The organism is Paracoccus sp. TOH, from assembly GCF_030388245.1.
GTDB lineage: Bacteria > Pseudomonadota > Alphaproteobacteria > Rhodobacterales > Rhodobacteraceae > Paracoccus > Paracoccus simplex.
In genome coordinates, this window is the sequence record NZ_CP098362.1 from 358569 (window position 1) to 371483 (window position 12915).

At 69.6% G+C, this 12915-nt stretch carries 6 protein-coding genes; 4 read left to right on the forward strand and 2 right to left on the reverse strand.

Translation table 11 applies throughout. The annotated features are described in order from the left end of the window. Positions 1-7: 7 nt before the first annotated feature. Genes NBE95_RS18795 through NBE95_RS18810 form a run of 4 tightly spaced genes read left to right on the forward strand, consistent with a single transcriptional unit; the run spans position 8 to position 4005 of the window. Positions 8-337, forward strand: coding sequence for a chaperone NapD (locus NBE95_RS18795; protein ID WP_289895986.1), 330 nt, complete (start codon positions 8-10; stop codon positions 335-337). Continuing rightward, positions 334-2829, forward strand: coding sequence for a periplasmic nitrate reductase subunit alpha (gene napA, locus NBE95_RS18800; protein ID WP_289895987.1), 2496 nt, complete (start codon positions 334-336; stop codon positions 2827-2829). The genes NBE95_RS18795 and napA overlap by 4 nt, the downstream gene beginning before the upstream one ends. Continuing rightward, positions 2802-3287: a nitrate reductase cytochrome c-type subunit gene (locus NBE95_RS18805; RefSeq protein ID WP_289895988.1), complete on the forward strand. Its 486-nt coding sequence runs from the start codon at positions 2802-2804 to the stop codon at positions 3285-3287. The genes napA and NBE95_RS18805 overlap by 28 nt, the downstream gene beginning before the upstream one ends. Before the next feature lies 1 nt (position 3288). Then, a complete protein-coding gene (locus NBE95_RS18810; protein WP_289896530.1) occupies positions 3289-4005 on the forward strand; it encodes a cytochrome c3 family protein in 717 nt (238 codons plus the stop codon). Positions 4006-4016: 11 nt separating this feature from the next. Here NBE95_RS18810 and NBE95_RS18815 read toward each other — a convergent pair whose 3' ends face one another. Further along, on the reverse strand, positions 4017-9320 hold the full coding sequence (locus tag NBE95_RS18815) for a CHAT domain-containing protein (protein ID WP_289895989.1): 5304 nt from the start codon (positions 9318-9320) through the stop codon (positions 4017-4019). Next, positions 9317-12562, reverse strand: coding sequence for a hypothetical protein (locus NBE95_RS18820; RefSeq protein ID WP_289895990.1), 3246 nt, complete (start codon positions 12560-12562; stop codon positions 9317-9319). The genes NBE95_RS18815 and NBE95_RS18820 overlap by 4 nt, the downstream gene beginning before the upstream one ends. Positions 12563-12915: the final 353 nt, after the last annotated feature.

Consider the following 12915-nt stretch of genomic DNA (forward strand, 5'->3'; position numbering starts at 1 on the left):
AACAGCCATGCGCGAGCCAGACAGGAAACCGATCCAGCGACGCGACATTCTGACCGGCAAACTGAAACAGGCAGAGCCGCGTTTTCTCCACATTTCCAGCGCCATCGTCACCGCCCGGCCGGAACGGGCCGATGCCGTCGCCGGCCGCCTTGCCACCCTGCCGGGGACCGAGGTGCATGCGGTCCGGGGTGCCAAGATCGTGCTGGTGCTGGAGGGCGGTTCGGTGGGCGAGATCGGCGGCCGGCTGGCCGAGATTTCGATCATGGAGGACGTGTTCTCGGCCAATCTGGTCTTCGAGCAGGTGTTGGCCGCCGATGAGCAGGAGGCGCCGGCATGAGCATTTCCAGACGCGATCTGCTCAAGGCGCAGGCGGCGGGGGTTGCCGCGCTGGCCGCCAATATCCCGCTGGCGGCGCCGGCCCAGCCGGTGCCCGGCGGCGTCGAATCCCTGCAGATCACCTGGTCCAAGGCGCCCTGCCGGTTTTGCGGCACCGGCTGCGGCGTCATGGTGGGCGTCAAGGAGGGGCGGGTCATCGCCACCCATGGCGACCTGCTGGCCGAGGTGAACCGGGGCCTGAACTGCGTCAAGGGCTATTTCCTGTCCAAGATCATGTATGGCGCGGACCGGCTGACCCAGCCGCTGCTGCGCAAGAAGGACGGGGTCTATGCCAAGGACGGCGAATTCACCCCGGTCAGCTGGGAGGAAGCCTTCGACATCATGGCGGCCCAGGCCAAGCGGGTGCTGGCGGACAAGGGGCCCACGGCGCTTGGCATGTTCGGTTCGGGGCAATGGACCATCTTCGAGGGCTATGCCGCGACCAAGCTGATGCGCGCGGGCTTCCGGTCGAACAATCTGGACCCCAATGCCCGGCATTGCATGGCCTCGGCCGCCTATGGCTTCATGCGCACCTTCGGCATGGACGAGCCGATGGGCTGCTACGATGATTTCGAGGCGGCGGATGCCTTCGTGCTCTGGGGCTCGAACATGGCCGAGATGCATCCCATCCTGTGGACGCGGGTCACCGACCGCCGGCTGGGCCATCCGCATGTCAAGGTGGCGGTGCTGTCGACCTTTACCCATCGCAGCTCGGATCTCGCGGACATTCCCATCGTCTTCAAGCCCGGCACCGACCTGGCGATCCTGAACTACATCGCCAATCACATCATCCAGACCGGCCGGGTGAACCGCGATTTCGTCGATCGCCACACCACTTTCGTCAAGGGCGCGACCGGCATCGGCTACGGGCTGCGCGACGACGATCCGCGCGAGATGGCCGCCCGCACGGCGGAAGATCCGGCGGCGACCACGCCCTCGACATTCGAGGAATTCGCCGAACTGGTCAGCGAATACACGCTGGAGAAAGTGTCCGAACTGACCGGGGTCGAGCCGGGCTTTCTGGAGCAGCTGGCCGAGCTTTACGCCGATCCCGAGCGCAAGGTCATGTCGCTGTGGACCATGGGCTTCAACCAGCATGTGCGCGGGGTCTGGGCCAACCAGATGGTCTATAACATCCACCTGCTGACCGGGAAGATTTCCGAACCGGGCAACAGCCCGTTCTCGCTGACCGGCCAGCCCTCGGCCTGCGGCACGGCGCGCGAGGTGGGCACCTTCGCCCATCGCCTGCCCGCCGACATGACGGTGACCAATCCCGAACACCGCAAGCATGCCGAGGAGATCTGGCGCATCCCCGAAGGCCTGATCCCCGAACAGCCGGGCCTGCATGCGGTGGCGCAGGACCGGGCATTGCATGACGGCAGGCTGAATTTCTACTGGATCCAGGTGAACAACAACCTGCAGGCCTCGCCCAACAACAGCAACGAGGCCTGGCCGGGCTATCGCAACCCGGAAAACTTCATCGTCGTCTCGGACGCCTATCCGACGGTGACGGCGCTGGCCGCCGACCTGATCCTGCCCGCCGCCATGTGGGTCGAGAAGGAGGGCGCCTATGGCAATGCCGAGCGGCGCACCCATGTCTGGCACCAGCTGGTCGAGGCGCCCGGCGAGGCGCGCTCGGACCTGTGGCAGATGATGGAGTTCTCGAAACGCTTCACCACCGACGAGGTCTGGCCCGAGGAAATCCTGGCCGCCAACCCCAATTATCGCGGTCAGAGCCTGTTCGACGTGCTGTTCCGCAATGGCAGCGTCGACAGATTCCCGCTTTCCGACCTGGATCCCGATTACGCCAACCGGGAATCCCAGGAGTTCGGCTTCTACGTCCAGAAGGGCCTGTTCGAGGAATATGCCAGCTTCGGCCGCGGTCATGGCCATGACCTGGCCCCCTATGACACCTATCACCAGGTCCGCGGCCTGCGCTGGCCGGTGGTGGACGGCAAGGAAACCCGCTGGCGCTATCGCGAGGGGCTCGACCCCTATGTCGAGCCGGGCGCGGGCGTGCAGTTCTACGGCAATCCCGACGGCAAGGCCCGCTTCCTCGCCGTGCCCTACGAGCCGCCGGCCGAACCGCCGGACGAGGAATACAACATCTGGCTGGTGACCGGCCGGGTGCTGGAACACTGGCATTCCGGGTCGATGACCATGCGCGTGCCGGAACTGTACCGGGCCTTCCCCGGCGCCCGCTGCTTCATGCATCCCGAGGATGCCCGCGAGATGGGCTTCAACCAGGGGGCCGAGGTGCGCGTCGTCTCGCGCCGGGGCGAGATCCGCACCCGCATCGACACCCGCGGGCGCAACCGGATGCCCCGCGGCGTGGTCTTCGTGCCGTGGTTCGATGCCAGCCAGCTGATCAACAAGGTGACGCTGGACGCCACGGATCCCATTTCCAAGCAGACGGATTTCAAGAAATGCGCGGTCAAGATCCTCTCCGTCTGATCCGGCCCGCCGCCATGGCCGGACTGGCGCTGTTCGCCCTGGTCGGCACCGCCCTGTCGCAGGCCGAGCCGGCGGTGCAGATCGTCCCGCCGCTGACCGGCTGGCCCGACCCGATGGCGGGCGAGGAGATCCCGCCGCTGGGCCGCCCGATCACCGACGACGTGCGCCGGATGCGCAACTATCCCGAACAGCCGCCGGTGATCCCGCATTCCATCGACGGCTACCAGCTGACGGTGAACACCAACCGCTGCATGGATTGCCACAAGCCGCAATTCACCGAGGGCTCGGGCGCGCCGATGATCAGCGTCACGCATTTCCAGGACCGCGACGGGCAGGTGCTGACCGACGTGACGCCGCGGCGCTATTTCTGCACCGCCTGCCATGTCCAGCAGACCGATGTGAAGCCGCTGGTGCCGAACGGCTTCCGCGACGGCTACCAGCATGCCGGGGGCCCGTGACATGGGCTGGATCAAGGCGAGCATCCGCTGGGTCTGGGGCCGGTTCATCTGGTTCTGGCGCGTCATCAGCCGGCCCAGCAGCTTTCTCAGCATCGGCTTCCTGACGCTGGGCGGGTTCATCTGCGGGGTGATCTTCTGGGGCGGCTTCAACACGGCGCTGGAAATCACCAATACCGAGAAATTCTGCACCAGCTGCCACGAGATGCGCGAGAATGTCTTTCAGGAGTTGATGCCGACGGTGCATTTCTCGAACCGCTCGGGCGTCAGGGCCAGCTGCCCCGACTGCCATGTCCCGCATCAATGGACCGACAAGATCGCCCGCAAGATGCAAGCCTCGAAAGAGGTCTGGGGCAAGATCTTCGGCACCATCAGCACGCGCGAGAAATTCCTGGAGAAACGGCTGGAACTGGCCAAGCACGAATGGGCGCGGCTCAAGGCCAATGACTCGCTGGAATGCCGCAACTGCCATGCCGCGGTGGCGATGGACTTCACCAAGCAGACCCGCCGCGCCGCCGAGATCCACGAGCGCTATCTGATCCCGGGCGAAAAGACCTGCATCGACTGCCACAAGGGCATCGCGCATCAGTTGCCCGACATGACCGGCATCGAGCCCGGCTGGCAAGAGCCGCCCGAACTGCGCGGCGACGGGCAGGCGTCGCTGGACGGCGGCGGGGATGAGGCGCTGCGGCGCTATCTCGCCACCGCGGACGCGCATTAGCGTCCGCGGGCTCAGCCCTCCCCGGGCCGGTCCCGCAGCCGTTCCAGCGCCTCGCGCAGCGGTGAGCGCATCGGCAGGGCGGCGAGCGCCAGCGCCACGGCGGGCAGGAGAGAGTCCGGCGCCGCCGAGGGCAGGGCGCCGGGATCGCCGGTGACCACCGCACCGACCAGCGCCAGCAGCGGCTCCGCCCGGTCCTGGATGTCCATTCGCGCCGAAAGCTGCCGGAAATCGCTTTCCAGCGCCTTGGGCGGCTGCGACAGAAGCGCCTGCGCCAGCAGGCGGTGCAGCCGCAGCCTGTCGGTCTCGGCCCGGGCGCCGGGTTGCTGCGCCGTCCCGGCCAAGGCCAGCGCCCGGTCCAGCGCCTGCTCCAGCCGTTTCAGCGCCTCTTGCCGGGTCTTGGCGGCGGGGGCCAGGATGGCGCGCTGCCGGTGCAGGTCGGCCAGCAGGACATGCCGGCGCAGGCTGGCGCCGCAGCTCGCGTTCAGCGTTTCCAGCAGGGCGATGGCGGTGCGCAGCTTGCCGTCGTCGCTGCGGTTCAGCAGCGGCGCCGATTCCTGCAGGGCGGTCAGCGGCAGGGTCGGGATCTCGGCGCTGGCGGCCCGGCCATAGCATTCCGCGGCCAGGTCCAGCTTGCCGCAGGCGGCATAGGCATCGCCCAGGGCGGCCGCCAGGTCCGAGCAACCCTGCCAGCCGTTCTCGCGGATCCGGGCGCTTAGCGCCGACAGTTGTGCGACCACCGCCCCGCTGCCCAGAATGTCCAGCCGCGAGCCATGGGCCCGCACCTCGGCCAGCGCCTCGGCCGGCGAGGCGGGGTCGCTTTGCGGCGCCCCGCGCTCCTGCCTGCCGTCGATCAGGCCGAAGCCGGGATGGCCATAGCATTGATAGGCCCCCCAGGTGTTGTCGAGCGAGCCCATGGCGGCGCTGGCGGCATGGGTGGCGCTGCGCGCCTGCCGGACCGCGGTGCCGAAATCGGCCCCGGCGCAAAGCTCGGTGAACAGACCCTGGGCGAAACGCATGGCCGCATCGTCCTGCACCGCCCAGCCGCAGGCCACCACGGCCGGGCAGCCGCGTTCGATCAGCTCCACGGCAAGGCTGGAGGCGAAGCCCGGCCGATCCTGGCGCAGCGCGCCCGAGAAGGGGCCGTCGGCCGAGATCCGGCCCAGGTGGCAGCAGTTCAGGAACACCAGGTCCGGCGGCTCGGGCAGTTGCGCCAGCAGCGGCGCCTCGAGCACGTCGAGCGGCGGCGCGCCCAGCACGATGCCGGTCATCGGCGGATCCTCCGGGCGCGGCTGCCAGCCGGCGACGCCGTGGCTGGCGACATGCACCACGCTCCAGCTGCGCGAGAACAGCGCCGCGACCACCTGCGCCGGGCTGGCGGCATCGCCGATCAGCCGGGTGACGGTAAAGCCGCTGTCCTCAAGCAGGCTTGCCACCGCCGCGGCCTCCTGCTGGGCGCCGGGCAGCGGGCTCAGCGGGCTGCCGCCGCCGCGCGGATCGCCGATCACCAGCGCCGTGCGCCGGCCGCCGCGCCGCGGCAGCGCCGGGCGGTCGCGCTGCGAGACCAGCTGGCGCAGCACGCCATAGCGCACCGCCGGCGGGTTCAGCAGGCTGGGCCAGGCGCCCTCCTCGTCGGGGCGGCGGTCGTCCAGCATCTCCCAGGGGATCGAGGCGCTTTCGCGGTCCAGGATCAGCCGCAGGTTGCGATCTTCCAGGCTGTGCTGCTTCAGCCGCGCCGGCCAGAGCAGCTCGAACAGCGTGCGGCCCGGCGACAGGCCGGTCTCGTCCGCCGTGCCGGGGTCCGAGGGGATCTGGGTGATATAGTGCCGCACCAGGCGGCGGTTGGTGGCGACGGTTTCCGCCTCGACCCGGGCGCGGCCGTCGACCAGCAGGTAATGCAGGGGGCCGTTGGCCGAAGGCGGTGCGCCCGCCCGGCCCTGCGGGTCGGGCGCGGTGATGGTGACCTCCATCCACGAGGCCGGGTCGGCCTCGGGACCGGTGCGGCGGAAGCCGCCCCTGCCCTGGATCAGCCGCTCGGGATGCCGGAAGCGGTCGCGCATCTTCGGGATGCGGTTGCCGACCGCGTGCCAGGCGGTGACCGCGACCTGCTCCACCGCCTCGATGATCTCGACCTCGGCCAGGCGCGGGGCCTCGCCCGCGGGGTCCTGCTGGCCGGCCAGGATGCGGTTGGCCTGCTCGACCGCGTTGAGCAGCGCCGAGACGCTGTCCGAGACCGAAACCACGCCCGCGCCACTGCCCACCAGCACCGCCGAGACGCCGATCCGCGGTGGCGCATCCGGCGCGCCCGTGGGTGCTGCGGCAGGCAGGTCGCGCAGCGCATCGACATAGGCCAGCAGGCCCGAGCGGATGGTGGCGGTCAGCGCGCCGGTGGTCAGGTCCGACATGACGCCCAGGCCCACGACGATGCCGCCCCGGACGCCGCTGTCGCAGCGATCGCCGGCGCAGCCTTGCAGGTGCACGTCCCAGTTGCCGATCAGGCCGGGATGCAGGCCAAGCGCCTCGCGCCGGGCCAGCCGGCCGTGCAGCTGACGGTCCAGCGCCTGCTCGGCGCCCCGGATCGGATCCCCCAGGTTGTGGCCGACCAGGATCGGATGGCTGGCATGGCTCAGATCGCCATGCACCACCCGCACCCGGACCTCGGCCGGCGCCGCCTCGGCCGGGGCGGGGCTGGGCATGCGGCCGCCCATCGCCATGGCCAGAAGCTGCGGCGCCGCGGGGATCAGCGGCAGTTCCGCCTCGGCCGGGACGGCCTTGCGCGGGATGTCGGGGGCTTCCAGGCCGCGCAGGCCGGTGTCGCGCGTCACCTGCGGCGCGTCGGTCCTGCCGTCCAGCAGCAGGCCGGCGATGACCGGATGCAGGGAGCTGTCCTTGCACAGGTCGCCATGCTGGGACGGCGCGTACCAGGCCGGCACGCCCGGCGGAATGCCCGAGGACCACAGCACGGTGCCGTCGCCGCGCGGCGTGGTGGTCATGTGCAGGACCGGACCGTCCGGGCCGGTGCCGACCGCATAGAGCCGGTCGCAGGTCTGGCCCATGCCGGCCAGATAGAGACAGCGGCCGGCGGGCAGGCCGGCATCGCCCTGCATCAGGCGCCAGAACTCCCGCGCGGCCTTGACCGCCGCCGGATCAAGGCCGCGGTTCCCGGCCAGCGCGGCCCAAGCCGCGGCATCCAGCAGCTCGGGCGGCAGCAGCTGCAGCGCGCCGGGCCAGCGGCGCATGATCGCGGCGATGGCGGCGCGGTCCTCGCCCAGGCTCAGGGCCGCCAGCGCCTTGATGGTGCGGGAATGGCCCAGCAGCGCCAGCGCCATCGCCAGCGAGCCGCCATTGGGCGTGCCGAGCATCAGCAGCCGCGACTCGCCGCTGGCGGCGAAGGCGCGTTGCAGCTGCGGATCGCAAAGCGCCGCGCGCGCCACCAGCCCGCCCATGGAATGGCCGATGAAATGGATCGGCCGAGGTCCGCCCTGGCCCAGGCGCTGCAGCACCACCCGGGCCACGGCCGCGCCGGCGACCTGGATCGGCAGCCGCCAGTCATAGGCCAGCGGCAGCGGCTGATGCGTTCGCGACAGATGGGCGCGCAGCCCGCCGTAATAGGTCTCGATGATGCCGGTCGGGCCGACCGAGGGGCTGTCGATGGCCAGCCGGCCCACGCCGCCCAGGCAGATGCCGGCGGGGTTCAACCAGACCCATCGGCCGTTGGCCGACAGATGGCTGCCGGTGATGCCGGGCAGGATGACCGCCAGCGGCGGGGCCGGCCCGCGCAGCAGGGCGGGGGCCGACAGATCCTCGATCACCGCCAGCGCGGTATGGCCCTCCTGTTCGACCAGGCTGACGCCGCGGCGCGGGTCGGCTTCCTCGGCCCGGCGCAGCCGCTCCTCGGGCGAATCGGCGCGGCTCTGGAAGCGCCGGGGGTCCAGCAGCGCGTCCCGCACCTGCCCGGCGGTGGTGTCGTTGGCGAAATAGTTGAAATGCGTGACCCGCGCACCGCGGTCCAGCAGCACCGGCACCGGGCCGCGCGGAATGCCGCCATCCATCGCGGCGGTGTTGACCACCAGGTCGTGGTCGCCGTCGAAGAAATTGTCGGCGAACCACATCGCCAGCTTGCGCAGCGCGCCGGAGGGCTGGATGTCGCCGGCGATGACCACCAGCGCATCCGTCGCCCCCTCGGCCAGCGTTCGACGGCGGTTCAGCAGCGCCAGCAGCGGCGAATGCTCCGGCGCCATGGCGGCGATGCCCGGCAGCGCTTCGGGGCTGTCGCGCGAGGCGGTGGCGGCGCGGGCGAGCCGGCCCAGATCCTCGACCCGTTCCTCGGCTGCCTCGCCCAGCAGCCGGGCGCTTTGCCGTAAGGCGCAGAAGACCAGGTTCAGCCAGCGGTCGAGCCGCCCGCCGGCCAGGCTGGTGCCGCGCGCCGGGCAGGCGACGCGCACGAAGCGGCCGATCTTCACGCCGCGGTCGACCAGCGTCTTGCCCAGCGATTCCAGCCGCGCCCGGGCCTCGGCCGGGCAGGCGGCCAGGTCGGTCTGATCGAAGACCGAGCCGTCGTGGCGCCGGGCGATCTGCCCCAGCGCCAGCAACTCGCCCACCAGCCCGCCGCGGCTGTGGCTGACCAGATGCAGTTCGATCCCTTCGGGCAGCAGGTCCAGCAACGCCTGGGCGTTCTGCACCGGATCCTCGGTCAGGCTGCGATGATCATGGGCGATGATCCGGCCCTGATAGGCCCTGTGCAGCCCCTGCCAGATCGCCGGCTGGCGGGCGACGAGCTTGCCGAAGCTGCCCAGGGTGGACGAGGCGGTGCCATGCAGGAACAGCAGCCAGGGCTTGTCCTGCTGCCCGGCGAAATCGACCGGCTCCAGCCGGCCCTCGGGCGTCCAGCGATGCAGGCCCAGATCCGGGTTTGCATCCTCGATCTGCCGGGCCACCTCGACCGCGGGGGCCGAAACGTCCAGCACGGCCACGCGGTCGATCGCCCAGGTCAGCGCGTCGCGCGTTCCCGGCGGATCGTCTGGGCCGGGCGGCAGCACAAGATCGCGCAGGATCAGCACCTGCTCGCCCGTCGCGGCCGAGCGGCCCAGCACGCCGCCGGCGCCCAGCCGTTCGGCCGCCTCGTCGCCGCGGATCCACAGCAGGTCGCCGTCCTCGGTCTCGATCTCCAGCAATTGCTGCGGGGCCAGGTCCAGCTCGACCGGCTGCGCCTCGGTGCGGGTCACGGCCAGCCGCACGTTCTGCTGCACCGTGGTGCCGGGGCTGGCTGGCGCCGTGGCGGCGGCAGGCATGTGCCTGCCCTGGACCTGGATCTTCATCGCCCTTCTCCGCCGCTGGATGGCTGCTCGTTCTCGCCGGCGATCATCCCGGCCTCGTCCACCACCGCGTTCAGCAGGAACAGATAGGCCAGCGCCGGGGACATCTCGCGGCCCTTGAAGCTGCTGGAAAAGCGGCTGTTCATGTCCGCCCGATGCGAGAAGATCTCGTAGATGCGCCGCTGGACGAACTGGATCAGCGCCGGCCGGCGCATCGAGATCGGGAAGGCGTAGGGCTCATAGGACAGGTATTCGGCGCCGTCGGGCCTTTCGACCAGGCAGGGACCATGCGCGGCGTTCCAGTTCTGCAGCCGGTCGAGGATCAGCTCGCGGTCGCCCATGTAGATGCGACGCTGATTGCTGGGGCCGGCGCAGAACCATTCGATCAGCTCGGCATGGCTGGACAGCGGACAGAAATGATAGTCGGGCCAGGGCATCTGCTCGATGGGCTTGCGCTTGCCGGTCTTTTCCGGGGTCTCGGGCCTGGCCGCGCAGGCCGTATCCTGCAGGTCCAGGAAAGCGCGGGCGCAGGCGGCGTTGCGGTCCTTGCCATCGGCGAGCTTCAGGCAGCGCGCGACCTGCGAATCCATCTGCTTGGCATCGACCTCGACCTTGTCCCGCACCGCGGAAAGCAGCCTGGCGGTGCCGGGGTCGAGCGACTGGATCTCGGCCTCGCGCCTGGCCTCGTCCAGCCGCTGCGCCGCAAGGTCCAGCGCCGCCAGTGCCGCGAGCAGCCGCGGACTGGTGGCGAAGACCTTGGGCGCCGTGGGATCGTCGCCCGCGCGCCGCAACTCCTCGTGCGCGGTGGCCGCGCTCCAGCGCAGCTTGCAGCGTTGGTAGAGCAGCGGGCGCTGAAAGGGCAGCAGCGCGTTGAAGCGGTCGATCTCGCAGGTCTTGAAGGCCACGTCGCGGGCGGTGCTGTTGCCGATATAACCGATCAGCACGTCATGGCGCGGCGCACGCGCCACCTGATCCAGATAGGACACGCCCGAGGCGAAGACGATCGGCGAGAACACGCTGTTCAGCGTGCGCTCGGGGTCCGAGAAGCGCATGGTCACCGTGTCGCAAAGCAGGTCGATCCGCTGCGCCGCGTCCGCAGTCGGGCTCAGCCCGTCGAAGCGGTTCGCTGCGGTGACAGGACGGACCACCAGGTCGTAGCGGGCGCTGCCGGCGAAGATGTCAAAGCAGAGATCGGCCAGGAAGCCCCGGTAGGAGCCGGGCCGGTCCGGCTCGGCCCCCGGCAGGGCATAGGAAAACGGCGGCGCGTCGATGCGCACCCCAAGCACCACGGTTTCGCGCCCGTCCAGCAGGATGCTTCCATCCGGCGCCAGCGTCTGGGCCTTGCCCGCCATCGGCATCAGCAGCAGCGCCAGCACCGTGGCGGTGGCGCCATGCGCCGGCCAGCGCGGCCGGGTCCGGCGCACGCGCTGCGGCAGCTCGCCGAATACCCCGGCCGACAGGAAGGCCAGCACCGCCAGAACCAGATGCCCGGTCAGATCGAAGCGTTTCGCGCAATTGGCCGAGGCGAGCATGCCGAGACCCGGACAATCCTCGGCCAGGGTCGGATTCCAGTATTTCAGATGCTCCATCGACAGCAGCGCCACGCCGATCGCGCAGGCGACGCCATACCACAGGCGCATCGCCTGGCTTTTGCGCAGGTCGGCCGACAGCAGCGCCATGGGAATCAGCACCAGCAGGATGATCGCCTGGCTGGGATAATAGATGACAAAGGGCGCCACGCTGCCAACATAGAGGCTGAAGAAATAGGCCGAGGTCGGGGCGACGAAGAAGGCTCGCAACGCCGCCACCGCGGCCAGCGCGATCACCGAAACCGTCACCCCCAGGCACAGGCAGCCGAAGATCTGCGCCGCATAGCCCGAGCGGCGCTGCGATTTCGCCGAACCCGCCCAGTCGCCATTGTCCCACAGATATTGCCGCAGCGAGAAGGCCGCCAGCAGCGGCAGCCAGGTCAGCGCGGCGATGCGCAGCGTCTCGACCAGCGCGGTGGCCAGCACGCCATAGACGTTGCTGGTTTCGACGAAGGCGCCGATGGGCTCCAGGATGCCGCGCCAGGCTGCTGCGGCATAGAACAGGAAGACCGCGATCAGCGCCAGGAACAGCCCGGCCTCGGGGCCGGTGCCGGCGGTGTCGGGCCGTTCGGTGCGGGTCAGCAGGTCGTGCAGCGCCGGGTCGATGCGCGCCGGCGTCTCGGCCCCGGCTGCGGCCGGTTCGGCGGCATGCTCGGCCGCATCGGCGCTGTCGGCGGGGCTGTCCGGGTCGCGCTCCAGAAAAATCGCCAGGATCCCCACCAGATCGAAGCGCAGCGCCTCGGCCCGGGTGGCGCCGGCGGCCAGGAATTCGGCGAAGCGGGCGCGGCGGGCGCGAAGGTCCTTGTCGAGCGGCTCGGGCGGTTCCTCGAACATGCGACCATGGATCTCGTCCAGCAGCGCCACGGCGTCGGCGACATATTTCCGTTCCATCTCGCGGACTAAGGCCGATACCTCGTGCCCGGGCCAGTTGCCGCGGGCCGATTTGGCCCAGAATACCAGGATCTCCAACTGCGCCAGCAGCAGGACCATCTCGTCATGGCGGGACTGGCGCTGGGTGTCGGGCTGGTTGGTCCAGGCATGGCGGGCCAGCGTGGCCGACCAACGGTCGCGATAGATCTGCAGCCGCCGCGACAGCGCATCGGACGGCCGGTCCGTCGAGCAGGCGGCGTCCAGCGACACGATCAGGTTGCGCATGGTCTGTTCCAGACGCACCGGGATGCCGACGGCGCGATAGGCGCGGTTGCGCAGCCAGCCCTCGGTCACCTTGACCGGCGGCAGCATCTCGGCCAGCCCGGCGAAGGCGAAGGCCAGCATCAGCGGCCATTGCAGGCTGTCGAACTGCAGCTTGTCCAGGTCCATCTGGATGCCGGCCACCGGGATCATCTGCGTGGATTGCAGGATCAGCCGGCCGAAGAAGGTCAGCGAGACGTAAAGCAGCAGGATGGCGCCGGCATAGATGAAATAGGCCCGGATCAGCGCGCCATGGCCGCCGATGTCGCTGGGGCTGAGATCCGAAAGCGCACGCGAGACGGATCGGACATCCGAGCGGACCTGAAAGCGTTTCCAGGCGAAGACGGCGATGAAGATGCAGCCGAAGGCGAAGGCATAAAGAAAGCCCGGCGCGAATTTGATGCCCATCATCGGGATCTGGGCCAGCGCATCGGGACGCAAACCGTTATACGTCCACAGTGACAAGGGAACCCCGGCGGGCCATGGGTTTTCCATGAGGCCTCCGATACCGTTGAATATGGATCAGGCCCGGCGCCGTGGGCCGGGGCCCAGGCTGCGGGTCAGCAGCGCTGCAGGTTGGGATCGCAGGGTCCGGCTTCGGCCGAGGTGATGGTCAGGGCGGGACCCGCGGCAAAGGCCAGGCACAGGCAAAGGACAAGGAACCGCATGTCGAATCTCCATTCGCACCAGTTGAAATTAGCACGGATCATGCAATCCGGTAAGGAATTGTCGGATCAAGGCGTTAAATCCGCGTGAATTTTATTCCCGGGAATTGCGGCCGGGCATATTCTGTGGAGCGGCGGGAATCTCTCCAAGAT